The sequence below is a fragment of the Azospirillum sp. UENF 312511 genome, from assembly GCF_058780635.1.
In genome coordinates this window covers 160,580-186,651 of sequence record NZ_JBSNCG010000005.1, presented here as the reverse complement: position 1 = coordinate 186,651, position 26,072 = coordinate 160,580, and the positions used below count along the sequence as shown (strand labels likewise).

Sequence of the window (26,072 nt, the reverse complement as noted above, 5' to 3'; positions counted from 1 at the left end):
GACGGCGCCCCCGCAGGCTCGTGCCTGCGAAGGCAAGCGGCCGGACGGCCGCGCCCGCCGTCCGAGGGCAAGCGCAGAGCCTGATGTGTCAGGCTTTGCGCTTGATTGAATGAAAGGAAAACCGATCATGGGTCATGCGATCCGCGTCCACCAGCCCGGTGGTCCCGAAGCCCTGGTCTGGGAGGAGGTGGCCGTGCCGCCGCCCGGTCCGGGGGAGGCCCTGGTCCGCCACACGGCGATCGGCGTCAACCTCATCGACACCTATCACCGCTCGGCCCTCTCCGGGCAGTACGCGATCCCACGCCCGGCCGTGCTGGGCGTCGAGGGCGCCGGCGTGGTCGAGGCGGTCGGCCCCGGCGTCACCGATGTGGCGCCCGGCGACCGCGTCGCCTATTGGATGCTGCTCGGCGCCTACGCCGAGCGGCGCATCGTTCCCACGCACCGCCTGGTGAAACTGCCGGACACGGTGTCGGACGAGGTGGCCGCCGCCGCGATGGTCAAGGGGACGACGGCGCAGTATCTGCTGCATCGCGTTCACCCGGTCAAGGCGGGGGAAACCCTTCTCGTGCACGCCGCGGCGGGCGGCGTCGGCCAGATGCTGTGCCAGTGGGCGCACGCTTTGGGAGCGACGGTGATCGGCACGGTCGGCTCGCCGGAAAAGGCGGCCGTCGCCCGGGGCGCCGGCTGCGATCACGTCATCCTCTACCGCGAGGAGGATTTCGCCGCGCACGTCCGCGACATCACCGACGGTCGCGGTGTCGACGTGGTCTATGATTCCGTCGGGCAGGACACCTTCATGGCGTCGCTGGACTGTCTGAAGCCCTTCGGCCTGATGGTCAGCTTCGGGCAGGCGAGCGGCCCGGTGCCGCCCTTGGATATCAGCATGCTGGCGCAAAAGGGCTCGATCTTCCTCGCCAAGCCGACGCTGGCCACGGTCACCCGCAGCCGCGACGACATCGAGACCCTGGCCGGCGGGCTGTTCGAGGCCCTGGCCTCGGGCCGGGTCCAGGTCGGCATCGCCCACCGGGCGCCGCTCACCGACGCCGCATCGGTGCACCGCGACCTGGAAGCCCGCCGCACGACGGGATCGATCGTGCTCATTCCCTGAAGCGAATCGTCCTCCGCCTCGGAATCACATGGCCCGCATCGCGGCGACAGGAACACCGGAATGACGCACAATCTTTACAGCCTGCTTTTGAAACCCGGAGCGCCGTCCGATGCGCGGGTGGCCCTGAAAATCGATACCGGGCGAACCGATACCGGGCGAACCTGGACATACGCGGACCTGTGGCGGACCGCCGGACGCATGGCGCACGTCCTTCACGAGGCCGGCGTCGGCCCGGGAAACCGGGTCGCCGTGCAGGTGGCGAAGTCGCCGGAGGCGGTGTGCCTTTATCTCGCCGTCCTGCAACTCGGGGCGGTCTACCTGCCGCTCAACACGGCCTACACGCTGGCCGAACTGCGCTACTTTCTCGACGATGCGGAACCCACGGTGTTCGTCGGACAGACTCTGGTCGTCGGCGATCTGGTGCCGCCGGCCGGGTGCCGAACCTTCACGCTCGATCCGGACGGCGAAGGAACCGTGACGGCGGCGTGCCGCGGACGGCCGCCCTGGGAGCGTGTCGCCGAGGTCGGCCCCGACGATGTGGCGGCGATCCTCTACACCTCCGGAACGACGGGGCGCCCCAAGGGCGCCATGATCTCCCACGGCAATCTGGCCTTTGGCACCCGCACGCTGAACGCGCTTTGGGGCATCTCCGACGCCGATGTGCTGTTGCATGCACTGCCCATCTTCCACGCACACGGCCTGTTCATCGCCTTGAACTCGATGCTGTATGCGGGCGGATCCTGCGTCTTCCTTCCCAAATTCACGGCTGACGCCGTGATCGAGCATTTGCCGCACAGCACCGTGTTCATGGGAGTCCCGACGCTCTACACGCGCCTCCTGGCCGACCCGCGGCTCGCCAGGGAGCGCTGCGGAACCATGCGCCTGTTCACCTGCGGCTCGGCTCCTCTGTCACGGGAAATCTTCGAGGCGTTCGAGGCCCGCACCGGGCATCGGATTCTCGAACGCTACGGCATGACCGAAACCACGATCATCGCCTCCAACCCCCTCGACGGCGAGCGCCTGCCCGGCACGGTCGGCTACCCGCTGCCGGGGCTGGAGGTCCGGGTTGTGGACGCCGCCGGACAGCCGCAGCCTGCGGGCACGGTCGGCGGCCTCGAACTGCGCGGTCCGAGTGTGTTCAAGGGCTATTGGCGGATGCCGGAGAAAACGGCGGCGGAATTCCGGCCGGACGGCTTCTTCATGACGGGGGATCTGGCGCGCGCCGCCCCGGACGGCCGTCTCACGCTGGTCAGCCGCGCGAAGGAGCTCATCATTTCCGGCGGCTACAACGTTTATCCGCGCGAGGTCGAGATCGTGCTCAATGGCATCGAGGGGGTGAGCGAGACCGCCGTCTTCGGCGTTCCCCACCCCGATTTCGGCGAGGGCGTGGTGGCCGCCGTCGAGCGCCAACCGGGCGGCGAGCCGCTCGATCCGGCCGCCATTCTCGCACGGGCGGCGCGCGAACTCGCCGGATACAAGCTGCCCAAGGCCGTGATCGTCCAGGATGCCCTGCCCCGGAACGCCATGGGAAAGATTTTAAAGAACGAACTCAGCGCGCTGCACAAGGATGTGTTCAAGAAGCGGGACGCAACCGGTTGAGGTGTCGATGCACGAAGGCAATGGGGCTGGAGGGTGAGACGCCTTGGCAGATGTGCGGAGTTGTCGTGTCCCTGCGGGTGGCCGCCACCGGGTTGGTGTCCGAACGCTTCCCGGTCCGCCGCATCGTGGGCGCCGATTCCGGCTGCATTCCCTGATTGCCCTGATTGCCGGGCAGTTTAAACAAAATAATATCGTTGATTATCTGAAAATCACACTTTTTGTGGAAGAGGAGAGTGGGATCGCCTATCCTTGCGGCAGAGCCTTCCGTTCCCATCGCCAGCCGGGTGTAGCCAGCATGCTCGACATCGGAAGAAAGTTGCAGGATCTGCGTGAAGCGCACGGCCTGTCGCAGCGCGCCCTGGCGCGCCGGGCCGGCATCAGCAACGCCCTGATCTCGTTGATCGAGAAGGAGAAGACCAGCCCGTCCGTCGCGTCGCTGAAGAAGATCCTCGACAGCTTCCCCGTCGAACTGTCCGACTTCTTCGCGCCGCGGAAGTAACCGTCCCTTCAACCGGCCGCCGCGGGTCCGGTGGCGAACTCCGCGGCAAATTCCGCCGTGAACAGCGCAACAAGATGCTCGATCACAGCCCGCACCCGCGGCACGTCGCGCAGGTCCGGGTGCAGCACCAGCCACGCCTCGCGCTCCAGCGGCGGGGCATCGCAGAGCACCGGCAGCAGGTCCGGCTCCTCCGCCGCCAGCCAGAAGGGCAGCAGCGCCACCCCGAATCCCGCTTTCGCCGCCGCGAGTTGGGTCTGAAGGCTGTTGGAGCGGAAGGCGACGCGGCGGCCGGCCATGTGGCGGGCCAGCCAGACCGCCTCCGGCAGCTCGGCCAGCGCCTCGTCGTAGCCGATCACCGTGTCGGGCGCCCCGGCGGCGGCGAACAGGCCATAGCCCATGGTGGCGAGCCGCCGCGCGATCAGGTCGCCGCGCTGCGGCCGGGCAAGCCGGATGGCGATGTCGGCCTCCCGCCGCGCGAGGCTGAGCGAGCGGTTGTCCACCGTCACCTCCAGGTCGATTCCCGGATGGCGGGCGCGAAACGGCCCCAGCCGCGGCATCAGGAAGCGGTCGGCCAAAGCCTGGGTGGTGGTCAGCCGGACGGTGCCGGTCAATCCGGCCCCCCGCCCGCCCTGGCTCGACACCTGGCGCAGGATGGCCAGCGCCCGCTCGTCCATCCCGTCGGCCAGCGCCAAGACCGCCTCGCCGTCGGCGGTGAGGCTGTAACCGTCGGCCCGCCGATCCACCAGACTGCGGCCCAGCCCCTCCTCCAGCGCGGCGACCCGGCGCCCGACCGTCGCGTGGCTGATCCGCAGCGCGCGCGCCGCCGCCGACAGGCTGCCGGTGCGGGCCAGTTCCAGGAAGATCCGCAGATCGTCCCAGTTCAGGGTGCCCGTCTGTTTCGGGGTGCCTGTCTGTTTATGAACAGTCATTGCGCAAACCTATCGAATGTCCGGCCAAAAGCACACAGGGCACACTGCGCCCCGACCCTTCCCTTTTCCGGAGCCGCAACCGCCATGAGCGCCACACCGAAGACCCTGCTCGCCCTCGCCGGAGCCCCCGCCACGCCGAGTCCCCTCGACACCGCGGCGCTGCTGCTGATCGACGCCCAGCGCGAATACACCGAGGGCGCCCTTCCCCTGGTCGGGGTGGAGGCCGCGGTGGCCGAGGCCGCGCGTCTGCTGGAACGGGCGCGCAAGGCCGGCACTCCGGTCTTCCACATCGTCCACCACGGCAAGCCCGGCGGCGCCCTGTTCAACCCGGAAGGCCCGCTGTCCGGCATCGTCGCGCCGTTGATCCCGCTGGACGGCGAGACGGTGGTGGTGAAGCACCTGCCCAACGCCTTCGCCGGGACGGAGCTGGACGCCCTCATCCGCGCCACCGGGCGCAAGGAGCTGATCGTCGCCGGCTTCCAGACCCACATGTGCGTCAGCAGCACGGTCCGCGCCGCCCTCGACCTCGGCTGGCGGACCACGGTGGTGGATGCGGCCAGCGCCACCCGCGACCTCCCCGACGGGGCCGGCGGCGTGATCCCGGCCGAGGCGCTGCACCGCGCCAACCTCGCCGCCCTGGCCGACCGCTTCGCCGTGGTCGTCAAGGACAGCCGCGCCTGGGGATAAGAGCATCGGGCAGCGGGCGCGGGTCATGGCGGGTCCTGCCATACGGCCCGCACCGCCGCCCGCAGCGCCTGGAGCGCCGGCTCCCCCTCCTTGTCCAGCGGCAGGATCAGATGGAGGTGGCTGCGCAGGGCCTCGCCGGGCCACAGCGCCACCTCCCCCGCCGCCGCGGCCGCCAGCGCCTGCTCCTCGCGCAGCAGGGCGAGGCCCAGCCCTTCGGTCACCAGCCCCTTCAGGGCGCTTTCCTGGTCGACCTCGATGATCGTGCCGGGGGCGACGCCGTTCCGGGCGAAGGCCCGCGCGGCGATCAGGTGGAAACTGCAGCGCGGCGGTGTGCCGACCCAGGGCAGAGCGGCCAGATCGCTCCAACCCGCCCCGGCCAGCCGGTCCCGCCAAGCCGCCGGCCCGACGACGCGCAGCCGCACCGGCGCCACCGGCAGATGACGCAGCGCCCGGTCGGGCCGCTCCTCCAGAACGAAGCCGGCGTCCAGGCGCCCGTCCTGCACCTGATCCACCACGTCGGCGGACAGGTGATGCGACACCCGCAAGCGCAGCCGGGGGTGCGTGGACAGCAGCGTGGACAGCAGCGTTCCCAGCCGCAACGCTGCCGGATCGCTGGCGATGCCCAGAGCGAGCGGCCCGGCGGCGTCACCCTGCAGGCCGCGGGCGCGGTTGACCAGCGCCTTGGCGGCGTCGAGCGTGCGCTCCGCCTCCTCCAGCAGGATCAGTCCCTCGCGGGTCAACTGCATGCCCTTGGCCGTGCGTTCGAACAGCACGGTGCCAAGCTCCTCCTCCAGCAGCTTGATATGGCCGCTGACCGCCGGCTGGCTGAGCAGCAGGATCTGCGCGCTTCGGGTCAGGCTGCCCTCGCGCGCCACGGTCGCGAAGGTCTTCAGATGATGCAGTTCCATGAGCGCTCCGCCGTCCGGCTTGCCCTCTCCCGGCACGGTCGCCGGGACACGCATCATACGACACTGCAAGTACCATTGCACAAAATTCAATCGCATCGTCGTGTTAATAATATTTTACGCTCGCCGCCAACAGTCAATCAATCAAACATACAAAGTATTTGTTCAGTCCATGAACGCTAATTCATTTTTACAATTATTTGAAAATACATTCGTGTGGATCGGCCCACCCATCAATTTCGCCGATATTGGGGCTCGAAATTATTTATTGGACAGGGATCGGGCCTTCGACTGATTTCTCTATTAGATCACTGCGTAAATAAATTCAAACAACATGCAGGATCGGTGTTTCAAACGGACGCCTCCCCAGCGGAGGCCGCCACCACGAGCGAGTTCCCAATGCCAGACCCTGCCGACCAACGCCCGTCAACCCGGAATTCTTCCGCCCGGAATTCCTCCGGGCCTCCGGCCATTCCGGAAACACCGCTCGCCGACGCCCTGCTGGCGGCGGCCGGGAGCACCCGGGCGTCCTTCCACGCGCTGCCGGTCAGCCGGCGCGGCTCCATCCGGGAATCGGCCTTCGCCGATGCCTATGACGCGCTGTTCGGGCGCGGCCTGTTCAGCGAGGCGACGATCACCGCGCCGCCGCTGGACAGCTTCTTCTTCCCACACCGCTCGCTGGCCCGCGCGGAGGAGTTGGCGGCGCTCGCCTTCGGGGCGACCGGCACGCTGTTCGTCACCGCCGGGACGACGACCGCCAACCTGATCGCGCTGGAAGCCCTGATCACCCGCCCCGACGTCCGGGTGCTGGCCGACAAGGGCACCCACCAGTCGATCCATTTCGCCCTGTCCGACAAACACGCGGCGGTCGACTACATCGAGCCGCGGGTCTTCTGCGAGCATTCGGAACGCGCCGCCCTGTCCCTGCCCGCCCTTCTGGAGCAGGCGGCGGCGGCGGAGCGCGCGGGCACGCCCTACGAACTCCTGGTGCTGAACGGCCAGTCCTACGACGGCGTCGTCTACGACATCCGGGCCATCCTCACCGCGCTGGCGGAGGCCAGCCCGTCGCTGACCACCGTCTTCGTGGACGAAGCCTGGGGCGCCTGGAGCTATTTCCACGAGGCGACGCGCGGGCGCACCGCCCTGCACGCCCGCGCCGCCGACCGGGCGCTGGAACGCTTCACCGTCGTCGCCACCCACTCCGCCCACAAGTCGCTGAGCGCGCTGCGCCAGGGGTCGCTGATCCATTTCAGCGGCGATCCGGAGCTGGCGGAACGGCTGCGGCTCGGCCGCTACCGCCATCACACCACCTCGCCCAGCTACCCGATCCTCGCCTCGCTCGATCTCGCCCGCGCGCAGATGGAGCTGGAGGGGCGGGACCTGGTCGAACGTTCCCTGCGGCTCGCCCGGCGGGTGAGCGAGACGGTGGCCGGCGATCCGGCGCTGAGCGCCTTCTCGGTCAACGCCCCGGCGGTGCCGGACGCCTTCGCCGGCCACGCCGCCATCGACCCGACGAAGCTGTCGCTGAGGGTTTCCGGCCTGCCCATCGAGGCGCCGGAACTGCGCGAGCGGCTGTACAGCCGGCACGGCCTCTACGTGAACCGCTGCACCCGAACCTCGCTGCTGCTGAACCTGCACATCGGCATCGGCGACGAGGAGGTGGCGGCCCTGCTCGACGCCCTGCGCGCGATCCAGCGCGAGCTGTCGCCCGCCGTGGAGCGGCCCGACGAACAGGCCGGGGAACGGCGGGTGTCCACCTCCTTCATCATCCCCTACCCGCCGGGCGTGCCGATCATCGTCCCCGGCGAGGAGATCGGCGGCGACACGCTGCGCCGGATCGAAGCGTTCCGATCCGCCGGCGCCCGCATCTACACCATCGAACACCGCCCACGCTGAGAGACGACCATGATTCCCCTGTCCCGAATCGAGGAAATCGCCGCCTCGCGCGCCGATCTGGCGGCCATCGTCGCCGGCCATGAGACCCTGAGCTGGCAGCAGTACGCCGAGGCCGTGCGCGACGCGGCGGAAGGGCTGGCCGGCACTGTCGCGCTGGACGAGCTGCGCACCGTCGCCTTCCTGTCGCACAACCGCGCGGAGCTGGTGGTTGCCGCGTCCGCCGCCGCCACGCTGAAGACGACGCTGTGCGGGCTCGACTACTCCCTGTCGCCGGCCGCCCTGACGGACCTGCTGGAGCGCATCGAGGCCGACCTGCTGATCGTCTCCTCCGGCTTCCTGGCCGACCGCGGCATCAACGTCCGCACGCTGGCGGCTGGCCGCGCGGTGGTCGATCTCGACAACCGCCTGCCCGGCGCCACACCCTACGCCGCCTTCACCGGGCTGGCCGCCGAGCGGCGCGCGCCGAACGCCCCGGCCCGGCCCTTCCGCGCCATCTCCTTCACCTCCGGCACGTCCGGCACGCCGAAGCCGGTGATCCGCACCGCCTCCTTCGACGCGCGGCGCTTCGCCTACTTCACGGCGCGCTACGGCTTCTCCTCCGCCGACCGGCACCTCGCCACCATCCCGCTCTACCACGCGGCGGGCGGCGGCTGGGCGCGGCTGTTCCTCCAGCTCGGCGCGACGCTGGTGCTGGCCCCGCCCGACGATCCGCTGGAAACCGCCGAGCTGATCCGCCGGGAGTGGATCACCTCCAGCACCATGACGCCGCCGATCCTGTCGGGGGTGCTGCGCGAGGTCGCCCGCGGCCGGGCGCGCGTCACGCCCAACCAGCTCCGCTTCGTTCTGGTCGGCGGCAAGCATTTCCCCGCCCCGGCCAAGCAGGAGGCGCTGCAGGTGCTGGGGCCGGTCGTCTACGAGTATTACGGCACCACCGAGACCGGCGTGAACACCATCGCCGAGCCGGCGGACCTGCTGACCCACCCGGCCAGCGTCGGGCGCGTCTATGACGGCAACCGCATCCTGATCCTCGACCCGGAGCGCAAGCCGGTGCCGGCGGGAATCGTCGGGTCGGTGGCCATCGCCAGCTACATGAACATGGACACCTATCTCGGCGCCCCGGCCAACCGGGTGCAGATCGACGGGGAGCGCTACCTGATCACGTCGGAGGCCGGCTATCTCGACGAGGACGGGCGGCTCTACCTGCTCAACCGGTCGCAGGGGGCGGACAGCGTGAACCTCTACGCGCTGGAGAACGCCATCCGCCACATCCGCGGGGTGGAGGACGTGGCGCTGCTGCGCCGGGCCGGGGCCGGGCCGGTGGCCGTGGATTGCGCGGTGGTGCTGAAGGCATCCGCCAGCCCCGGAGCCGCCGAGGAGGTGCGGGCCCGCGCCGCCGAGATCCTGCGGCGCGAGCGGATCGCCATGGCGCGCTTCGAACCGCTCGACCAGATTCCCTACAGCCCGTCCGGCAAGGTCCGCGCGGCGGCGCTGGAGGAGGCCATCGGCCGCGCCGGGGAGGAGGCCGCCAAGCCGGTGGCCGGCAAGCCCGCGGCGAAGGCGCGGACCGGCGGCACGGTGGACGGCGTGCTGCTGGGCATCGCGCTGCTGGCGCTGACCGCCATCTCCTGGGGCGGCATGTTTCCGGTGGCCAAGGCGGCCCTGGGGAGTATCGACGGCTTCTACCTGACTCTGCTGCGCTACGGCTTCGCCTCGCTGATCCTGATCGGCATCCTGGTCCGGGTGGAGGGCTGGCGGGCACTGGCGACGGAGGGCCACGGCGGCAAGCTGTTCTTCTACGGCTCCATGGGCTTCGCCGGTTTCAGCATCCTGGCCTTCGTCGGTCTGGCGCATTCCAAGGCGGAGCATGGCGCGATCATCATGGCGCTGATGCCGCTGATCACGGCGCTGCTGACCTGGGCCATCAAGGGGGTGCGCCCGAATCGGGTGACCTTCCTATGCATCGCCGCGGCGCTGGCCGGGGTGGCGCTGGTGGTGACGCGCGGCAGCCTGTCGGCGCTGGACGGCGGCGCGCTGCTGCCCGACCTGCTGATCCTGGGCGGGGCGGCGAGCTGGGTCGTCTACACGCTGGGCGCGGCCACGGTGCCGGGCTGGTCGCCGCTGCGCTACACGACGGTCAGCGCGGCGCTGGGCACCGTCACCATCGCCGCCGTGACGGCGCTGGCCACCGCGGCGGGGATCGTCGCCGTGCCGTCGCTGGAGACGGTATGGTCGGTGCGGGCGGAGATCGCCTATCTGGTGCTGATCGCGGCGGTTCTGGCGGTGTTCAGCTGGAACATCGGGATCAAGCTGCTGGGGCCGGTGAACGGGGTGCTGTTCATCAACCTCGTGCCGATCACCGCCTTCGCCATCGGGCTGGCCCAGGGCCGCGCGTTCGGGGACGTCGAACTGGCCGGCGCCGGCCTGACCATCGGCGCGCTGATCGTCAACAACCTGAACAGCCGCGGTCTCTTCCGCTTCCGCCGGGCGGAGCGGGCGGTTGGCGGCGGCGCGCTGACGCCGGTTCCGGTCGGTGCCGGGGGGCGGTAAGTCCTTGCCCCCTCCCTAACCCTCCCCCGCTGACGCAGGGGAGGGAATTGAGGCTCCCTCTCCTGCGAAGCGGGGGAGGGAAGGGGCCCGCGGCGAAGCCGTGGGAAGGGTGGGGGCAACCACTCCACCCGCTCGAACCGCTCACCCCGCCAGCAGACAGGCCACCCGATGCCCCTCCCCCACCCCGCGCAACGCCGGAACCTCCCGCCGGCAATCGGGCCGCGCCATGGGGCAGCGCGGGTGGAAGGGGCAGCCGGCGGGCCGCTCCGCCAGGGACGGCGCCTCGCCGCGCACCGGCACGGTTCCCTCCGGCAGGGCGCTTCGGGAGTCGGCCAGCAGGGCCTGGGTGTAGGGATGGCGCGGGCGCTCGAACAGGGCGTCGACCGGCCCCTCCTCGACCACGCGGCCGAGATACATGACCACCACCCGGTCACAGATGTGGCCGACCACCGACAGGTCGTGGCTGATGAACAGGATCGCCAGACCGTTCCGGTCGCGCAAGTCAAGGAACAGATTGAGGATGCCGGCGCGCACCGAGACGTCGAGTGCGGTCACCGGCTCGTCGCAGACCAGCAGGTCGGGCCGCACGGCCAGCGCGCGGGCGATGCCGATGCGCTGGCGCTGCCCGCCGCTGAAACGGTGGGGATGGTGGCGGCAAAGCGCCGGGTCGAGGCCGACGCGCAGAAGCTGCGCCGCCACATGCTCGGCCAGCGCATCGCGCGGCACCAGCCGATGGTAGCGCACCGCCTCCCCGACGATCTCCTCGACGGTGAAGCGCGGGTTCAGGCTGGCGTGGGGGTTCTGGAAGATCATCTGCACGCGCAGCCGGGCGGCCCGCGCCTCGGCGGCGGGCCGTGCGGCAAGGTCCTGCCCGTCGATCAGCACGTGGCCGGCGCTGGGCGGCAGGAGCCCGGCGGCGATCCGCGCCACGGTCGATTTACCGCAGCCCGATTCCCCGACCAGCCCGACGAGTTCCCCGCGCCGCACCGCCAGATCCACCCCGTCCACGGCGCGCAGGACGGCGCCCCGCCGCCCCGGAATGGGGAACAGCCGCGAGACGCCGCGCAGCTCGGCCAAAGGCGCGTTCATCGCGACCCCTCCGGACCGGGATTCAGGCAGCGCACACCGCCCCGCCCGTCCGCCCGCCCCTGCCAGGGTGGGTCGGCGGCGCAGGCCGGCACGGCGGCAGCGCAGCGCGGGCGGAAGGCGCAGCCCGCCGGGCGTCCGGCCAGCGTCGGCGGAAGGCCAGGGATCGGCGTCAGCCGGCTGCCCCGCGGTCCCCGCGGCAGGCTGGCGAGCAGACCGGCGGTGTAGGGGTGCGCCGGGCGGGACAGCAACTCCGCCGCCGGAGCCTGCTCGACGATGCGGCCCGCATACATCACGGCGATCTCGTCGGAAAGCTGTTCGGCCACCGAGAGGTCGTGGGTGATCCACAGCACCGCCGTCCGCCCGCCCCCACCGAACGCTCCGCCGGCAAGGCCGCGGATCTCCCGTAGAATCTGCGCCTGGATGGTGGCGTCGAGCGCGGTGGTCGGCTCGTCGGCGATGATCAGGTCCGGCTCGTGCAGCAGCGCGATGGCGATCGCCACCCGCTGGCGCAGGCCGCCGGACAGCTCGTGCGGGTGGGCGTCCAGCCGCTCCTCCGGTCCCGGCACGCCGACCCTGCCCAGCGCGTCGCGCGCCCGCTGCCGCGCCTCGGCACGGCCGACGCGGGCGTGGGCCAGCACGGTCTCGACGATCTGGGCGCCGATGGTCAGCACGGGATTCAGCGTCATCATCGGGTCCTGGAAGATCATGGCGATGCGGTTGCCGCGCAGGCGGCGCAGCTCCCACTCCGGCAACCCGGCCAGTTCCCGCCCGGCGAAGCGGATCGAGCCGCCGGCCACCCGCGCCGGCGGGTCGAGCAGCCCCATGATGGAGAAGGCGGTGGCCGACTTGCCCGACCCGGACTCGCCGACCAGCCCCAGGATGCGCCCACGGCCGAGGGAGAAACTCACCCCGTCCAGAACGTTCAGGGGCACGTTCAGGGCGCCCTGGCGCGCGGGCAACTCGGTGCGCAGGCCGCGCACCTCCAGCAACGGAAGGGTGGCGGTCATTGGCCGAGCCTTGGATTGAGGGCGTCGCGGAAACGGTCACCGGCCAGATTGATCGCGGCCATCATCAGCAGCAGGGCCACGCCGGGGTAGAGGCTGATCCAGGTCTCCCCGGACAGCACATACTGCCGCCCGTTGGCGATCAGCAGGCCGAGCGACGGCTCGGTCACCGGCACGCCGAGGCCGAGGAAGCTCAACGTCGCCTCCAGCGCGATGGCGCGGGCGACCTGGGTCGTGGCGATCACCACCAGCGACGGCAGGCAGTTCGGCAGGACGTGGCGCAGCAGAATCCACCAGGAGGGCAGGACGAGTCCGCGCGCCGCCTCCACATACTCCGCCTTCAGCTCCACCAGCGCCGCCGACCGGGCGGCGCGGGCGTAATAGGCCCACTCCACCAGCACCAGCGCCAGCAGCACGTTGCCGGTGCCGCGCCCGAGGAAGGCGATCACCATCAGCGCGATCAGAATGGAGGGGCAGGACAGCTGCAGGTCGGCCAGCCGCATCAGCGCCGCGTCGGCGTGCCCGCCCGCCTGGGCTCTGGACTGGGCGGCGACCAGCCCGACCAGCGTGCCGAGCGCGCCGGCGACCACCGCCGAACCGATGCCGACCAGCAGGCTCAGCCGCAGCCCGAACAGGATGGCCGACAACATGTCGCGCCCCTGGTCGTCGGTGCCCAGCCAGTAGGTGCCGACCAGCGCCCCTTCCGCCCCCGGCGGCAACCGCCCGTCGAGCAGGTCGAGCTGGGTCAGGTCGAAGGGATTCTGCGGCGCGATCCAGGGCGCCAACACGGCGGCGGCCACCAGCAGCAGGAAGACGGCGAGGCTGCCCAGCGCCACCCGCGAGGCGGCAAAGTCCCGCCACAGGACACGCAAGGGTGATAAGGACGGCGACGGGGCGGACGGTGGACCGTCTTCGGTGAGGCTGCTCATGCTCCGCTCCCCGCACCGGCGGTGCCGACGCGCGGGTCGAGCAGCCGGTAGAGGATGTCGGCTAGCAGGTTCACCGCGACGAACAGCAGGACCACCGCGACCAGATAGGCGACGATCACCGGGCGGTCGAGGACATGGATGCTCTCCACCATCAGCCGCCCCATGCCGGGCCAGGCGAAGATGCTCTCCGTCACCATGGAGAAGGCGACGGTGGAGCAGAACTCCAGCCCGATCACCGTGACGATGGGAATCAGGATGGTGCGCAGGATGTGCACCCCGACCACCCGCGACGGGGCCAGCCCCCGCGCGCGGGCGAAGCGGACGTAATCGAGATGCACCACCTCCCGCACCCCGGCGCGGGTCAGCCGCAGGATCAGCGCCAGCTTGAACAAGGCGAGGTTGGCGGCGGGCAGGATCAGATGGGCCAGCCCGTCGGCGGTCAGGAAGGACCAGCCCACCCCCAGCACCGCCACCGTCTCCCCCCGCCCCGAACTGGGCAGCCAGCCGAGCGGCACCGAGAAGCCGATCACCAGCATCAGCCCGACCCAGAAGCCGGGCAGGCTCAGCCCGACCACGCTGCCCGCCATGATCAGCCGCGCCGCCGCCGCGCGCGGGCGCAGCCCGGCGTAGAGGCCGAGACCGATTCCCAAGCCGGCGGCCAGGACCAGGGCGGCCAGCGACAGCTCCAGAGTCGCCGGCAGCCGCTCGGCGACCAGCGCCAGGGCCGGCTGGTTGTAGATGAAGCTGCGCCCCAGATCACCCTGGAGCGCGCGCCCAACGAACAGCAGATACTGCCGCCACAGCGGCTGGTCCAAGCCGAAGGACGCGGCGATGCGCGCCCGCTCGGCCGCGTCGGCCTCGGGCGGGACCAGGATGTCCACCGGGTTGCCCGCGACATGAAGGCCGACGAAGACGAGCACCGTCATCGCCAGCACCACCAGGGCGGCCTGCGCCGACCGCCGCACCAGCCACCCCACCATCGTTCCGGTCATCGGGCGCCTACGCCGGAAGCGGCGGGTACAGGCCGGCCCAAGGCCGGGCGCGCTCGATCTGCGCGGCGAGCTGGAGCACCCGCCCGTCCTCGCCCAGCGGGGCGGCGATCTGCACGCCGACCGGAAGCCCGTCCGCGAGCGCGAAGGGCACGCTGGCCGCCGGGATGCCGGCGCTGTTGTAGACGGAGGTGAAGGCGCTGTAGCGGCGCAGCGTCTCGTAATAGCCGTCGAGATCCGTGCTCTGCATGTCCACCGTGCCGATGGGCAGCGGCGGGGCGGCGAAGGTCGGGGTCAGCAGCGCGTCGTAACGCTGGAAGAAGCGCCCGAACAGGCGCGACAGGCCGTGGATCGTCCAGATGGAGCGGGCGAGGTCGGCGCCGCTGTAGCGGGTGGACTCCCCGGCCCACAGGCGGGTGATCGGCTCCAGCTCGTCCGGCTCGATGGGCCGCCCCAGCGCCTCTTCGCGGGCGCGCAGAACGTTGGCGATGTTGGAGGCGACGATGATGCGCGTCGCCCGCTTCAGCGCGGCGCCGTCCACGCCGGGGCTGGCCTCCTCCACCCGGTGGCCGAGCGATTCCAGGAGCGCCGCCGCGTCGGTGACCGCCTTGGCGGCGGCGGGATCGACGGCGCGCCCCTCATGGTCCACGGTCTGGAAGGCGATGCGCAGCGGCGCGGGATCGCGCTCCACGAGGTCGAGGTAGCGCCCGTCGAAGCGCGGCGCGGCGTAGGGGTCGCCCGGCTCCGGCCCGTGGGTGGCGTCGAGCAGGGCGGCGCTGTCGCGCACCGACCGGGTGATCGCGTGGTGCACCGACAGGCCGTTCCAACCCTCCCCCAGGTCGGGGCCGAAGGGGTTGCGCCCGCGCGTCGGCTTCAGCCCGAAGGTGCCGGTGTTGGAGGACGGAATGCGGATGGAGCCGCCGCCATCGGTGGCGTGGGCCGCCGGAACGATGCCCGCCGCCACCGCCGCCGCCGCGCCGCCGGAGGAGCCGCCGACGCTGCGCTCCACATTCCACGGGTTGCGGGTGGGGCCGAACAGGGCCGGCGCCGTCTCGCAGGCCAGCCCGAGTTCCGCCGTGTTGGTGAAGCCGAACAGCAGCAGACCGGCGGCGCGGTAGCGCGCCGTGACGGTGGAATCCTTGACCGCCCGGTGGTCGCGCCACAGGCGGCTGCCGTTGCTGGTGCGCTGCCCGAGCACCTGGATGTTCAGATCCTTCAGCAGGAAGGGCACGCCGGCCAGCGGCTCCTCCCCCGTGAGGCTCCGGGCCTGGGCGAAGGCTTCCTCGGCAAACTGGTCGACGACGGCGTTGATCAGCGGGTTGACCGCCTCCAGCCGGGCCAGGGCGGACTCCAGCAACTCGACGGGGGACACTTCGCGGCGCCGGACGAGAGCGGCGAGGCCCACCGCGTCGTGGGCCTGATAATCGGAAAACAGGGACATGGCGGGATTCCTCAGACCGGCTCGGCGAAGACGGCGTTGGTGTGGCCGAAGGCGTTGCCGGGAACGAAGCGCACGTAGCCCTTGCGCCCCGCCCAGTTGAAGCGCGGGTAGAAGACCGGGATGACCCCCACGTCCTCCTCCAGCGCGGCCAGCGCGTCGCGGATGCGGGCGACCCGCCGGTCGGCGTCGAAGTCGCCCAACGCGGCCAGCAGCGGCGCGTCCAGCTTGGGGTTCGAATAGCGCTGGCGGTTGAAGGGACCGGCCCCGGTCTCCTGGTCCTTGGTCAGCACCACCTGCCGCAGCAGCTCCGCGCTGTTGGTGGTGGCGTAGGTGGTCAGGAACAGGGCGAATTCCCGGTTGGTGGCGCGGGAGAAGAAGGTGGCGATGGGCAGCGTCTCCACCTTGGTCTCCACACCGATGCGCGAGAAGCCCTGGGCGATGGCCTGGAGCACCGCGACGTCGCCGGTGAAGAAACCGCTCGGCCCGTGGATGGTCAGCCCGAAGCCCTCGGGGTAGCCGGCCTCCGTCAGCAGCCGTTTGGCGCGGGCGACGTCCACGGCGATGGGTGCGCGGTTGGGCAGCCGGTCCGGGGCGGGCGGCGGGGCGAACTGGTCGGCGGGCGTGCCCTGGCCGAGCAGCAACCGTTCCACGATGCCCTTGCGGTCGATGGCCAGCGACAGCGCCTGACGCACCCGCACGTCCTTCAGCGGGTTGCGGTCCAGCGGCCGGCCGGCGCGGTCGGTGACGAAAGGCGCCTGGTCGCGGCTGGCGTCGGGGAACAGATAGGCGCTGGTGGCGCTGGCGACGCTGAAGATCTCCACCTTTTTGTCGGCGGTCAGGTGAGCCACGTCCTGCACCGGCACGCCGTCGATCAGGTCGAGGTCGCCCGACAGCAGCCCGGCGACGCGCGCTCCGGCGTCGGGGATGAAGCGGGTGCGGATGCGGCTCCAGCCCGGCGTCCGGCCCCAATAGGCGGGGTTGGGCTCCAGCTCGATCTGCTGGCCGACGGTGAAGCCGGCGTAGCGGAAGGCCCCGGTGCCGACGGCCCGCTTGCCCGACGTGAAGTCTGCCGTCTCGGCGCCCGCGTGGATCTTGCGCGACAGGATGTAGAGGTTCGTGAAGTCGCGGTCGAGGAAGGGGTTCGGCGTCTTGCTGCGGATGCGGAAGCTGCGGTCGTCGATCACCTCCACCGCCGCGACGTTGCGCACGTAGGGCACGAAGGAGCCCGGGCTGTTCGGGACGTTGGGCACCCGCTCGATGGTGTAGGCGATGTCGTCCGGCGTCAGCGGCGTGCCGTCGTGGAAGCGGATTCCCGGGCGCAGTTTGAATTCCCAGGTGGTCTCGTCCAGCGCCCGCCAGGATTCGGCCAGAAGGGGGCGCAGCGTTCCCGTCGCGTCCTCCGTCACCAGCGGGTCGAAGATCTGCCGCAGCGTCTGGTTGTTGGTCGGCGACTGGTAGAAATGGGGGTCCAGCGAGTTCGGGGCCGAGATCGCCCCGATGGAGAGCGGGCGGGAGCCGGAGGAGGCCGCGGGGTTGCTCTGGGCGAAGGCGGCGGTGCGGGTGAAGGCGGCGGCGGGCACCAGCCCGGCCATCGCACCCAGGAAGGTACGGCGATCCATGAGTCTCTCCACGGCAGGGGTGACGGGACCACCGGTGGCGCCCAATCACCAGATTATTTCGCTAAATCATTTTTATTCATCCTATTTGCTTGTTGAGTTCACGCAATCGTCCAAAATTGAACAGCGTTTGTGCTCCGATGAACATGCGCATGCAGGCGTCGGGGGCAGGAATCGCGGCGCGCCGGACAGGGCGGGCAGGCCCCGTTCCGACGCGCAACGTCCTTTCGCCATCTCGCTCCCTGCCCGTCCTCACACCGGAACGATGTCGGCCCCGCTTTCTGTGAAGGCCAGCCGGTAGCCGCTCTTCGCCAGAATACCGGCGCCGAACAGGTCCCAGGTCGTGGCGCCCCCGGCACGGAACCGGCTGCGGAACTCCTCCTCCTTCGCCTCCTTTTCGCGCGAGACGCGGGCGACCTCGTCGAGATCGGCCAGCGGGATCACCACCACGCCGTCGTCGTCGCCGATGATCAGGTCACCGGGTTCGACCCGGATTCCCCCACCTCGACCGCCTGGGCGAGCGGGCCGAGCCGCGCCTTGTCGCCGCGCGACCGCAGGCTGACTCCGCGCGCGAAGACCGGAAGGTCCAGCTTGCGCAGCTCCGCGGCGTCGCGGACGGCACCGTCGATCACCACGCCGCCCAGGCCGCGGGCGAGCGCCGCCGTGGCCATGGTGTCGCCGAAGGAGGCGCCGTCGACGAAGCCGCCCGCGGAATAGACGATCACGTCGCCGGGGCGGGCAAAGGAGATGGCCGCATGGGCGGTCAGGTTGTCGCCCGGCTGCCCCTGCGCGGGGAAGGCCGGCCCCAGGATGCGGAAGCCGGGCCGCAGCGGCTTGATGACGGAATCGAGAGCGCCGCGCCGGCCTTGCGCCTCGTGCGCGGTGGCGGCGGTCACCCCTTGGAAGGCGGCGATCTGGACCGGGGTGGGGCGGGGAAAGTCGAAGTCGGGTCGGCTGGTCATGCTCTGTCGGTCCCTCTCAATCATCGCCTTCGGTCGTGGTGGCGCCGAAGGGGTCCAGTTGGAAAAAGGCGGGGTCCGGACGCGCCGCCCCGCTCTCGATGCGGCGCACGGCGTCGCGCACCCGCCGGTTCGCCCAGGCGTCGACGCCGGTGTCCTCAGCGCGGGCTAGGACCGGTCCGTAAATCTCCTCGACCTCGGTCCGCCGCCCCTTGAGGATGTCCTGACCCATGGAGGGGCGCTGCCCGGCGGCCTTGCCGGAGACGGCGGAGGCCGTCAGCGCGCTCTCCACCTCGGCCAGCGCCGCGCGATCGCCTTCCGCCGCACGGGCGAACAGGGCGGCGGGCGTGCCGCCGATCCCTTCCAGCCGCAGGCCGAGACGCTCGCCGATCAGGATAGCCTCCCCGGCCAGCCGGATGCCGAAGCGGCGCAGCAGCGGGTCGCGGTCCATCGCGTCGATCGACAGGCCGGTTGCCGCGGACAGGCCGTTGCGCATGGCGTTGGCCGCCAGCTTCGACCAGCGCTCGCCGGTCAGGTTGCCGGTCACCGTCACGGAATCCACCTTGGCGACGAGAGCGCGCAGCGCTTCGATGCGCGGCGTCGTCCGCCCGTCGGGCTCGCCGATCCGGAAGACCGGAATGCCCGGACTGCCGCGGGACACCCGCCGCAGGATGCGCCCGGCGCCGTCGAGTTCGACCCCGATGCGCGCGGCGATCAGCCCGACGACGCGGTCCCCGCCGACGGCCTCCGCGATCACCGGCTCGTTCAGGCCGTTCTGGGCCGAGACGACGAAGCCGCCGGGGGCCAGCCGGGGGCGGAGCAGCTCCGCCACCCGCCGGGTGTCCCAGGACTTGACGGCGACGACGGCGACGTCGATGGGGCCGAGGTCGGTCAGCCGACCCTCCGACAGGATCGGGACGCGCACGGTCTCGTCCTCCTCCGGCCGCGCGCCGGTGATGGCGAGGCCGGAGCGGGCGACCGCCGCGACATGCTCCGCCCAGCCATCGACCAGCGTCGCGTCCTCGCCCTCGGCGAACAGGCGGGCGCCGATGTAGCCGCCGACCGCGCCGGCTCCCAGCACGGCGATGCGGGGACGTGGCGGGACGGTCGCCGTCACGCCCCGCCCTCCAGCCACAGGTTCTTCAGCGAGGAGAAGGCGGCGTCGGGCCGGTCCTCCAGACCCTTGACCCGGCGGCTGTGCAGCGTGACGCGCTCCAGCTCGAACAGCGGGATGTTCGGCAGGTCGGTCATGGCGATGCGCTGCCAGGCGTGGAACGCCTCCGTCCGCTTGGCCGGATCGGATTCGCGCAGCGCCGTCTCGATCACCGCGTCCAGTTCGGGATTGGAATACTGGGCGCCGTTGGTGTTCGGCACGCCCGGCGCGATGGAGCTGGTGGCGTAGAGCCGGTACAGCCCCAGCGACGGGTCGATCATCGCCGAGAACTGGCCGGAGCGGGTGTCGTAGTCGTAGTTGGTGTAGACCCGCTTGTAATAGGTCGGCAGGTCGGCGGCGCGCAGCTTCAGGTCGATGCCCACCGCCTTCAGGTTCTGGCGCAGGAACTCCGCGGTGTTCTGCTGGGATTCGGTGTCGTTGGAATAGTCGTGCCACAGCGCGAAGCGGACGCCGTCGGCGCCGCGCCTGTATCCCGCCTCGTCGAGCAGCCGTTCCGCCGCCGCGGGGTCGAAGGGATAGCCGGCCACATCCTTGGTGTAAGCTTTCTGGTAATGCGGGATCGGGCCGGTCGCCGGGGTGCCGAAACCGTACCACGCGGCCTCGATCAGCCCCTTGCGGTCGATGGCGTGGGCGATGGCCCGGCGGACCCGCACATCGCCGGTGATCTTGGATTTGACGTTGAATTCGAAGGTGAAGAAGGGCGACAGCCACTGGTAGCCGGCGGTGGTCAGCGCCAGCTCGGGGTTGGCGCGCAGGCGGGCCGCGTCGGCCAGCGGGATCGGGTCGAAGGGACCGTAGACCACCTCCCCGGTCTCGAAGGCGGCGGCGCGCGACGCGGCGTCGGGGATGATGCGGAAGATCAGACGGTCCACATAAGGCTTGCCGACGTCCCAGTAGGTGGGATTGCGCTCGAAGGCGATGTATTCGCCGCGCTTCCACTCCACGAAGCGGAAGGGGCCGGTGCCGACCGGGTTGATGTTGCGCGGGTTGGTCCGGGCGTCGGTGTTCTCGTAGAGGTGGGCGGGAAGCACCTGCGATTCCGCGGCGGACAGCGCGTTCAGGATGATCGCCGAGGGGCGGGACAGGCGCAGGACCGCCGTCGAAGCGTCCGGCGTCTCCACCGCCGTCACGTCGCCGAAGGTGGTGCGGCCGCGCGGGTGGTGCTTCTTCCACAGCTCCAGCACGCTGTAGGCCACGTCCCGGGAGGTGAAGGGCGTGCCGTCGTGCCAAGTGACACCCTTGCGCAGGTGGAAGGTGATCGAGAGCTTGTCGGACGACACCTCGAACCGCTCCGCCAGCGCGGGGATCGGGTTCATCTGCGAATCGTAGCTCAGCAGCCCGTCGTAGATATTGGGCGACACCACGTTGACGCTGAAGTGGTTGTTGACGGTGTTGGTGAGGATCGGGGGTTCCGGGTTGATGACCGCGATCAGCGTCCCACCCTTCACCGGCCCAGCCGCGGCTAAGGCACGCCCCACCCCGGCGACGAGGACGGAGGCCCCAAGGGTCAGGGCGAGGAAGGAACGGCGTTCGATGGGGATCACGGAAGTCTCCTCAGGGGACGAAGGGTGTTGGCTTCGGTCGGATTCGGTTCGGCCGATTGCGCCGGGGCCAGATGGCAGGCAACGCGGCGGCCGTCGGCGGCGTCGCGCAGGGCGGGCGCCTCGCGCCGGCAGCGCTCGACGGCGAGTGGGCAGCGGGTGTGGAAGGCGCAGCCCGGCGGCGGGGCGAAGGGGCTGGGCAGCTCACCCGCCAGGACGGTCCTGGTCGCGGCGCGGCCCGCGTCCGGGTGGGCGGCGGGAGCCGCGGCCATCAGCGCGCGGGTGTAGGGGTGGGCGGGCCCGTCCACCACGTCGGACCAGTCGCCGATCTCCACCACCCGGCCGAGATACATCACGGCCACCCGGTCGGCCATGTGGCGGACGACGCCGATGTCGTGGCCGATGAACAGGTAGGCCAGCCCGTGCCGCTCCTGGAGATCGACCAGCAGGTTGAGCACCTGGGCCTGCAAGGACACGTCGAGCGCCGAGACCGGCTCGTCGAGGACGACGAAATCGGGCCGGGGCGCGATGGCGCGGGCGATGGCCACGCGTTGCCTCTGCCCACCGGAGAGCTGGTGCGGGAAGCGGTCGGCCAGCGCGCGGGCCAACCCCACGTCGTCCATCAGCGCCACCACCCGCCGCGCCCGCTCCGCCGCGTCGCGGACGGTGGGCAGCAGCGGTTCGGCGATGGCCCGCGCCACCGTGTAGCGCGGATCGAGCGAGGCGGCGGGGTCCTGGAAGACCATCTGGACCCTGGCGGTGAAGGGCGCCGCCGCCCTCCCCGTCAGCCGCGTCACGTCGGTCCCGTCGAGGAGGATGCGGCCCGACGCCGGGGCGGTCAGGCGCATCACCGCCCGCGCCAGCGTGGATTTCCCGCAGCCGGACTCCCCGACCAGCCCCAGCGTCTCGCCGCGCCGCAGGGTGAGGTCCACCCCGTCCACCGCGTGGACGGTGCCGTTCCGCGTCCGGTGGGTGACGCGGAGCTTTTCGATGGTCAGCACGCGCCGCCCCCTTCCCCGGAAATCACAAAAGGCACCGAGGTGTCGGCGAGGCGCGGCCGGGGTCCCCCGCGCGTCCGGCGTCCCGGCCGCGCGGCCAGCAGGGCACGGCCATAGGGGTGGCGGGGACCGTCGAAGAAATCGCGGACGCCGCGGTCTTCCAGCAGGCGTCCGTCGCGCATCAGCAGGACGCGGTCCGCCGCCTCGGCCACCACGCCCAGGTCGTGGGTGATGAGCAGAAGCGCCATGCCAAGCTCGTCCTTCAGGCGGATGAGAAGCTGGAGGATCTGCGCCTGGATGGTGACGTCGAGCGCCGTCGTCGGCTCGTCGGCGACCAGCGCGACCGGCGACGCGGCGAGCGCCAGGGCGATCACCACCCGCTGGCGCATCCCGCCCGACAGGCGGTGCGGATACTCGGAGAAGCGGCGCCCCGGTTCGGGGATGCGCACCAGATCGAGCAGCTCCAGCGCACGGGCGGCGGCGGCGCGGGCGCCGGTCCGCCCGTCGGCGCGCACGGCCTCGACGATCTGGTCGCCGATGGTCAGGACGGGGTTGAGCGCCGCCTGCGGGTCCTGGAAGACCATCGACACCGCGGGATGCCCGGCCAGGCGCCTCTCACGGGGCGTCCGGCCGAGGATGTCCGCGCCGGCCAGGGTCACGCGGCCGGTGATCCGCGCCTCCGGCGGGGCCAGCCCGGCGATGGACAGGCCGGTGACCGTCTTGCCGCTGCCGCTTTCACCAACCAGCGCCGTCACCTCGCCCGCCTTCACGGTGAAGGAGAGGCCGTCCACCGCCCTGGTGCCCGCAAAGGCGATCGACAGGTCGCGCACCGCGATCAGCGGTTCGGCCGCCAACGGCTCGATAACCGTCATCGCGCGGCCTCCCGCGGGTCGAGCCGCTCCGACAGGCCGTTGCCCAGCAGGGTGAAGGCCATCACCGTGGCGAAGATGGCGAGGCCGGGCAGCGCCATCAGGTACCACAGCGTGCGCAGCAGAGGCCGCGCGTTGCCGATCATCGCCCCCCAGGACACGAGGTTCGGGTCGCCGAGGCCGAGGAAGGCCAGCGCCGCCTCGACCAGCACGGCGTGGGCGACCACCGCGGCGATCATCGCCACCACGGGGGCGATGCCGTTGGGCAGCACATGTTTCAGCAGGATGTGGCCGTGTCCCAGCCCCATCGTCCGCGCCGCCAGCACCCAGTCGGCGTTCCGTATCCGCAGCACCTCCGCCCGCGTCAGCCGGGCGATCTCCGGCCAGGAGGTCAGGCCGATGGCGAGCATCACGCTGCCGATGGACGGCGCCAGCACGGCGACCAGCACCATTGACAGCAGGAAGGACGGCAGCGTCTGGACATAGTCGCACAGCCGCGACAGCAAATGGTCCGCCAGCCCGCCGAAATAGCCCGCCACGGCGCCCAGCCCGACGCCGATCAGCGTCGCCACCGCGGCGGCCCCGACGCCGACCGCCAGCGACACCCGCGCCCCGAACAGGAGCTGCGCCGCCACGTCCCGCCCGAGCTGGTCGGTGCCGAGCGGGAAGGCGGCGTCGGTCAGCGGCCACAGGCCGCGCGGCCCGACCATCGCCATGGGATCGCCCGGCCGCAGCAGGCCGGCCGCAACCGCCAGCAGGGCGAGCGACCCCACGCAGAGCACCCCCAGCCGCAGCGTGGGAGGCGTGGAAAAGGAGAACCGTGCGCTCACGCCGTCACCTCGATCCGTGGGTCGAGCGCGGCGTAGGAGACGTCGACGAGGATGCCCATGACGATCACCAGAAGCGAATTGCAGAGGAAGAGGCTGAGCAGCAGGTTCACGTCGCGGTCGGCCACCGCCTCGAAGGCAAGGCGGCCCAGGCCGGGCCAGGAGAACACCGTCTCCACCACCACCGCCCCGCCCAGCATCGAGCCGAGCTTCAGGCCGCTCAGAGTCACCACGGGAAGCAGCGCGTTGCGCAGGATGTGCCGCAGGGTCACCCGCGTTTCGGAAATGCCCTTGGCCCGCGCGGTGCGCACGAAGTCCAGCCGGCTCGTCTCGATCACCGCGGCCCGCGTGACCCGCGCGTAGAGGGCGGCGTAGCCCAGCCCCAGCGTGGCGGCGGGAAGCACGAGATGGGCGGCGACGTCCACCGCGTGCGGCCAGCCGGCGCCCGGCGCGCCCACCGTGGCGTAGCCACCAATGGGGAGCCAGCGCAGCTGGACGGCGAACAGCACGATCCCGACAAGCCCGATCCAGAAGGACGGCACGGCGAAGATCAGGGCGGACAGGACGGACACCGCCCGGTCGAAGCGGCCCCCCTGACGGCGCCCGGCCAGGACCCCCGCCGCCACGCCGACGGCCACCGCCGCCAGAACCGCCACGGTGACGAGCAGCGCCGTCGCCGGCAACCGCTCCAGCACAAGGTCGGCGATGGGCCGGTTGTAGCGGAAGGAGAAGCCCAGATCGAACCGCAGGAGCTGGGACAGATAGGCCTGGAACTGGTCGAGCGCCGAGCGGTCGAGCCCGAACCGCGCGCGCAGGTCGGCCATCTGCTCCGCCGTGGCGATCCCGCTTTCACCGGCCATCACATCGACCAGATCGCCGGGGACCGCCTTCAGCAGCAGGAAGTTCACGACGATCATGACGACGACCATCGGCGCGGCCGCGAGCGTCCGCCGCGCTGTGAAAGCGAATAACGTCATGGTTGCAGCTCTGGGGTGCTTTTGCACATTTCAACGATTGGAAAATCGGACGAAGCGATCATCGCTTGATTTGTAATTTACCTCTTGATTCCTACTCTGTCTATAGGCAATAGTCTGTTCGCGGTACAGGGCGAGCTTGTTGTTTCCTCGTCCAGAGAAAACCCACCGCCTTTTCAGAAAAAGTCCGACAGCGCCCGCTGGCGGTCGAAGTCACCTCATTGACTGCGCGTGGCCGTTACTTCGACGGCGGCGCTTTATACCCTGGGAGTTCTCATGAAGATCGCGAGGGTTGAGAGCTTTTTCTTTAATCCTGGCCGCGCCAAGAATCTTCTTTTCGTTCGCATCGAAACGGAGAGCGGGATTTACGGCTGGGGCGAGGGCTACGTCACCGCGGGCAAGGAAAAAGTCGTCGCCGCCTATGTGGACGCTATCGCACCGCTTCTGATCGGGCGCGAGATCTGGAACATCCGCCAGCTCGCCCAGACACTGCTCGACGATTTCTCGATCCGCCGGACCTCCGTCGACTTCCTGTGCGCGCTGAGCGCGGTCGAGATCGCGTCCTGGGACATCGTCGGCAAGCGCGCCGGCCTGCCGGTGCACAAGCTGCTGGGCGGCGCCGTCCGCGAGAAGATCCGGGTCTACGCCAACGGCTGGTGGTTCGGCGCGTCCTCCATCGACGACACCGCGAACCGCGCCGCCGCGGTGGTGGCGCAGGGCTACGACGCGCTGAAATGGGACCCGATCCCCGGCCCGTGGCGCAACTACGTCGATCCGAAGGACCTCGACCACGCCGTGGAGAACGTCCGCGCGGTGCGCGAGGCGGTCGGCCCGAACGTGGAACTGCTCATCGACGGCCACCGCCGCCTGTCGCCGAACCACGCGATCCGCCTGATCGAGCGCCTGCGCGAATTCGGCATCGCCTGGTACGAGGAGCCCTGCCCGCCGGAAAACCTCGACCTGACGGCGGAGGTGCGGCGCACGACCAACGTCCCCATCGTGTCGGGCGAAGCGCTCTACACCAAGGAGCAATATCTGCCGCTGTTCGAGAAGCGCGCCGCCGACATCATCAACCCGGACATCAGCGCCGTCGGCGGCATCCTCGCCATGCTCGACATCGCAGCATTGGCGCAGCCGCATTCCATCGCGGTCAGCCCGCACAACTTCAACAGCCCCATCGTCGGTCTGGCCGCGACGGTCCACCTGTCGGCGCTGGTCACCAACTTCACCATCGCCGAGCTGTTCGTGAACCTCGTCGAGCCGACGCGGGAGCTGGCCCTTCAGGGGCTGACCATCGCCGACGGCTACGTCGACATCCCCGACACGCCGGGCCTGGGCGTCGATCTCGACGTCGAGGTGCTGCGCCGGCACCCCTATCAACCGCTGTCGGGCAAAGGGCTGCGCGACCACCGCGACGAGTTCCCCCGCCGCGGTCCCCCCTCCACCTTCAAAATCGCCGCGACCGCGTGACGCGGGCTTGGGAGCCATTCCG

General features: G+C 70.7%; 24 protein-coding genes. 7 read left to right on the top strand and 17 right to left on the bottom strand.

Annotated features, from left to right (window positions below; all coding sequences use genetic code 11):
• Positions 1-127 precede the first annotated feature (127 nt).
• Positions 128-1,108 carry a quinone oxidoreductase family protein gene (locus ACWPN7_RS29265; RefSeq protein WP_349620166.1) on the top strand — a complete coding sequence of 327 codons (981 nt, stop codon included), beginning with the start codon at positions 128-130 and terminating at the stop codon, positions 1,106-1,108.
• 60 nt (positions 1,109-1,168) lie between these two features.
• Positions 1,169-2,707: an AMP-binding protein gene (locus ACWPN7_RS29260; protein ID WP_492273548.1), complete on the top strand. Its 1,539-nt coding sequence runs from the start codon at positions 1,169-1,171 to the stop codon at positions 2,705-2,707.
• Here ACWPN7_RS29260 and ACWPN7_RS29255 read toward each other — a convergent pair.
• Positions 2,682-3,047: a hypothetical protein gene (locus ACWPN7_RS29255; protein WP_162473416.1), complete on the bottom strand. Its 366-nt coding sequence runs from the start codon at positions 3,045-3,047 to the stop codon at positions 2,682-2,684. The genes ACWPN7_RS29260 and ACWPN7_RS29255 overlap by 26 nt on opposite strands.
• Between ACWPN7_RS29255 and ACWPN7_RS29250 the strand changes: the two genes are divergently transcribed.
• Positions 3,024-3,206: a helix-turn-helix domain-containing protein gene (locus tag ACWPN7_RS29250; protein WP_040136744.1), complete on the top strand. Its 183-nt coding sequence runs from the start codon at positions 3,024-3,026 to the stop codon at positions 3,204-3,206. The two genes, ACWPN7_RS29255 and ACWPN7_RS29250, sit on opposite strands and share 24 nt — an antisense overlap.
• Before the next feature lie 8 nt (positions 3,207-3,214).
• Here ACWPN7_RS29250 and ACWPN7_RS29245 read toward each other — a convergent pair whose 3' ends face one another.
• Entirely contained in the window at positions 3,215-4,135 is a 921-nt protein-coding gene (locus ACWPN7_RS29245; protein WP_051658523.1) for a LysR family transcriptional regulator, read from the bottom strand.
• A gap of 84 nt (positions 4,136-4,219) precedes the next feature.
• Here ACWPN7_RS29245 and ACWPN7_RS29240 point away from each other — a divergent pair, with 84 nt between their 5' ends.
• Positions 4,220-4,822: a cysteine hydrolase family protein gene (locus ACWPN7_RS29240; protein ID WP_040136746.1), complete on the top strand. Its 603-nt coding sequence runs from the start codon at positions 4,220-4,222 to the stop codon at positions 4,820-4,822.
• A gap of 23 nt (positions 4,823-4,845) precedes the next feature.
• On the opposite strand, the gene ACWPN7_RS29235 is transcribed toward ACWPN7_RS29240, so the two are convergent.
• Positions 4,846-5,787 carry a LysR family transcriptional regulator gene (locus tag ACWPN7_RS29235; RefSeq protein WP_247881745.1) on the bottom strand — a complete coding sequence of 314 codons (942 nt, stop codon included), beginning with the start codon at positions 5,785-5,787 and terminating at the stop codon, positions 4,846-4,848.
• A 339-nt stretch (positions 5,788-6,126) separates the two neighbouring features.
• Here ACWPN7_RS29235 and ACWPN7_RS29230 point away from each other — a divergent pair, with 339 nt between their 5' ends.
• Both ACWPN7_RS29230 and ACWPN7_RS29225 read left to right on the top strand, forming a co-directional pair.
• Entirely contained in the window at positions 6,127-7,623 is a 1,497-nt protein-coding gene (locus ACWPN7_RS29230; RefSeq protein WP_459197406.1) for an aminotransferase class I/II-fold pyridoxal phosphate-dependent enzyme, read from the top strand.
• 9 nt (positions 7,624-7,632) lie between these two features.
• Positions 7,633-10,170 carry an AMP-binding protein gene (locus tag ACWPN7_RS29225; protein ID WP_459197407.1) on the top strand — a complete coding sequence of 846 codons (2,538 nt, stop codon included), beginning with the start codon at positions 7,633-7,635 and terminating at the stop codon, positions 10,168-10,170.
• A 141-nt stretch (positions 10,171-10,311) separates the two neighbouring features.
• Here the strand turns inward: ACWPN7_RS29225 and ACWPN7_RS29220 are convergent, their stop codons facing one another.
• The 14 genes from ACWPN7_RS29220 to ACWPN7_RS29155 form a co-directional block, all read right to left on the bottom strand.
• Positions 10,312-11,259 (bottom strand): ABC transporter ATP-binding protein, encoded by a 948-nt coding sequence (locus ACWPN7_RS29220; protein WP_459197408.1) that lies wholly within the window; start codon positions 11,257-11,259, stop codon positions 10,312-10,314.
• A complete protein-coding gene (locus ACWPN7_RS29215; RefSeq protein ID WP_451995315.1) occupies positions 11,256-12,266 on the bottom strand; it encodes an ABC transporter ATP-binding protein in 1,011 nt (336 codons plus the stop codon). Before ACWPN7_RS29215 ends, ACWPN7_RS29220 begins: the two co-directional genes overlap by 4 nt.
• Complete coding sequence (locus tag ACWPN7_RS29210; protein WP_459197409.1) at positions 12,263-13,192, bottom strand: ABC transporter permease; 930 nt, start codon at positions 13,190-13,192, stop codon at positions 12,263-12,265. Before ACWPN7_RS29210 ends, ACWPN7_RS29215 begins: the two co-directional genes overlap by 4 nt.
• Positions 13,189-14,184 (bottom strand): ABC transporter permease, encoded by a 996-nt coding sequence (locus ACWPN7_RS29205; protein WP_459197410.1) that lies wholly within the window; start codon positions 14,182-14,184, stop codon positions 13,189-13,191. Before ACWPN7_RS29205 ends, ACWPN7_RS29210 begins: the two co-directional genes overlap by 4 nt.
• Positions 14,185-14,191: 7 nt before the next feature.
• A complete protein-coding gene (locus ACWPN7_RS29200; RefSeq protein ID WP_459197411.1) occupies positions 14,192-15,622 on the bottom strand; it encodes an amidase in 1,431 nt (476 codons plus the stop codon).
• 11 nt (positions 15,623-15,633) lie between these two features.
• Complete coding sequence (locus ACWPN7_RS29195) at positions 15,634-17,241, bottom strand: ABC transporter substrate-binding protein (RefSeq protein WP_349620177.1); 1,608 nt, start codon at positions 17,239-17,241, stop codon at positions 15,634-15,636.
• Positions 17,242-17,490: 249 nt separating this feature from the next.
• Positions 17,491-17,688 (bottom strand): hypothetical protein, encoded by a 198-nt coding sequence (locus ACWPN7_RS29190; protein ID WP_492273547.1) that lies wholly within the window; start codon positions 17,686-17,688, stop codon positions 17,491-17,493.
• Between the two features lie 20 nt (positions 17,689-17,708).
• Entirely contained in the window at positions 17,709-18,200 is a 492-nt protein-coding gene (locus ACWPN7_RS29185; protein WP_492273546.1) for an RraA family protein, read from the bottom strand.
• A 16-nt stretch (positions 18,201-18,216) separates the two neighbouring features.
• The gene (locus ACWPN7_RS29180; protein ID WP_459197412.1) at positions 18,217-19,314 is read right to left on the bottom strand and encodes a ketopantoate reductase family protein; all 1,098 of its coding nucleotides are present in this window, start codon (positions 19,312-19,314) and stop codon (positions 18,217-18,219) included.
• Positions 19,311-20,915 carry an ABC transporter substrate-binding protein gene (locus ACWPN7_RS29175; protein ID WP_407824595.1) on the bottom strand — a complete coding sequence of 535 codons (1,605 nt, stop codon included), beginning with the start codon at positions 20,913-20,915 and terminating at the stop codon, positions 19,311-19,313. Before ACWPN7_RS29175 ends, ACWPN7_RS29180 begins: the two co-directional genes overlap by 4 nt.
• A complete protein-coding gene (locus ACWPN7_RS29170) occupies positions 20,912-21,913 on the bottom strand; it encodes an ABC transporter ATP-binding protein (RefSeq protein WP_459197413.1) in 1,002 nt (333 codons plus the stop codon). Before ACWPN7_RS29170 ends, ACWPN7_RS29175 begins: the two co-directional genes overlap by 4 nt.
• Positions 21,907-22,782 carry an ABC transporter ATP-binding protein gene (locus ACWPN7_RS29165; RefSeq protein ID WP_459197414.1) on the bottom strand — a complete coding sequence of 292 codons (876 nt, stop codon included), beginning with the start codon at positions 22,780-22,782 and terminating at the stop codon, positions 21,907-21,909. The genes ACWPN7_RS29170 and ACWPN7_RS29165 overlap by 7 nt, the downstream gene beginning before the upstream one ends.
• Positions 22,779-23,609: an ABC transporter permease gene (locus tag ACWPN7_RS29160; RefSeq protein WP_459197415.1), complete on the bottom strand. Its 831-nt coding sequence runs from the start codon at positions 23,607-23,609 to the stop codon at positions 22,779-22,781. Before ACWPN7_RS29160 ends, ACWPN7_RS29165 begins: the two co-directional genes overlap by 4 nt.
• Entirely contained in the window at positions 23,606-24,583 is a 978-nt protein-coding gene (locus ACWPN7_RS29155; protein ID WP_459197416.1) for an ABC transporter permease, read from the bottom strand. Before ACWPN7_RS29155 ends, ACWPN7_RS29160 begins: the two co-directional genes overlap by 4 nt.
• Positions 24,584-24,856: 273 nt before the next feature.
• On the opposite strand from ACWPN7_RS29155, the gene ACWPN7_RS29150 reads away from it, so the two are divergent.
• Positions 24,857-26,050, top strand: a complete 1,194-nt coding sequence (locus ACWPN7_RS29150; protein ID WP_014242392.1) for a mandelate racemase/muconate lactonizing enzyme family protein — start codon at positions 24,857-24,859, stop codon at positions 26,048-26,050.
• The last annotated feature ends 22 nt before the right edge of the window (positions 26,051-26,072 follow it).

What these genes read in the sequence shown, in the direction of transcription:
- ACWPN7_RS29235 (WP_247881745.1), bottom strand. Translation starts at nt 5,787, where the DNA reads ATGATGCGTGTCCCGGCGACCGTGCCGGGAGAGGGCAAGCCGGACGGC.
- ACWPN7_RS29245 (WP_051658523.1), bottom strand. Translation starts at nt 4,135, where the DNA reads ATGACTGTTCATAAACAGACAGGCACCCCGAAACAGACGGGCACCCTG.
- ACWPN7_RS29265 (WP_349620166.1), top strand. Translation starts at nt 128, where the DNA reads ATGGGTCATGCGATCCGCGTCCACCAGCCCGGTGGTCCCGAAGCCCTG.
- ACWPN7_RS29155 (WP_459197416.1), bottom strand. Translation starts at nt 24,583, where the DNA reads ATGACGTTATTCGCTTTCACAGCGCGGCGGACGCTCGCGGCCGCGCCG.
- ACWPN7_RS29195 (WP_349620177.1), bottom strand. Translation starts at nt 17,241, where the DNA reads ATGGATCGCCGTACCTTCCTGGGTGCGATGGCCGGGCTGGTGCCCGCC.
- ACWPN7_RS29150 (WP_014242392.1), top strand. Translation starts at nt 24,857, where the DNA reads ATGAAGATCGCGAGGGTTGAGAGCTTTTTCTTTAATCCTGGCCGCGCC.
- ACWPN7_RS29240 (WP_040136746.1), top strand. Translation starts at nt 4,220, where the DNA reads ATGAGCGCCACACCGAAGACCCTGCTCGCCCTCGCCGGAGCCCCCGCC.
- ACWPN7_RS29220 (WP_459197408.1), bottom strand. Translation starts at nt 11,259, where the DNA reads ATGAACGCGCCTTTGGCCGAGCTGCGCGGCGTCTCGCGGCTGTTCCCC.
- ACWPN7_RS29260 (WP_492273548.1), top strand. Translation starts at nt 1,169, where the DNA reads ATGACGCACAATCTTTACAGCCTGCTTTTGAAACCCGGAGCGCCGTCC.
- ACWPN7_RS29210 (WP_459197409.1), bottom strand. Translation starts at nt 13,192, where the DNA reads ATGAGCAGCCTCACCGAAGACGGTCCACCGTCCGCCCCGTCGCCGTCC.
- ACWPN7_RS29165 (WP_459197414.1), bottom strand. Translation starts at nt 22,782, where the DNA reads ATGACGGTTATCGAGCCGTTGGCGGCCGAACCGCTGATCGCGGTGCGC.
- ACWPN7_RS29230 (WP_459197406.1), top strand. Translation starts at nt 6,127, where the DNA reads ATGCCAGACCCTGCCGACCAACGCCCGTCAACCCGGAATTCTTCCGCC.
- ACWPN7_RS29200 (WP_459197411.1), bottom strand. Translation starts at nt 15,622, where the DNA reads ATGTCCCTGTTTTCCGATTATCAGGCCCACGACGCGGTGGGCCTCGCC.
- ACWPN7_RS29215 (WP_451995315.1), bottom strand. Translation starts at nt 12,266, where the DNA reads ATGACCGCCACCCTTCCGTTGCTGGAGGTGCGCGGCCTGCGCACCGAG.
- ACWPN7_RS29205 (WP_459197410.1), bottom strand. Translation starts at nt 14,184, where the DNA reads ATGACCGGAACGATGGTGGGGTGGCTGGTGCGGCGGTCGGCGCAGGCC.
- ACWPN7_RS29185 (WP_492273546.1), bottom strand. Translation starts at nt 18,200, where the DNA reads ATGACCAGCCGACCCGACTTCGACTTTCCCCGCCCCACCCCGGTCCAG.
- ACWPN7_RS29225 (WP_459197407.1), top strand. Translation starts at nt 7,633, where the DNA reads ATGATTCCCCTGTCCCGAATCGAGGAAATCGCCGCCTCGCGCGCCGAT.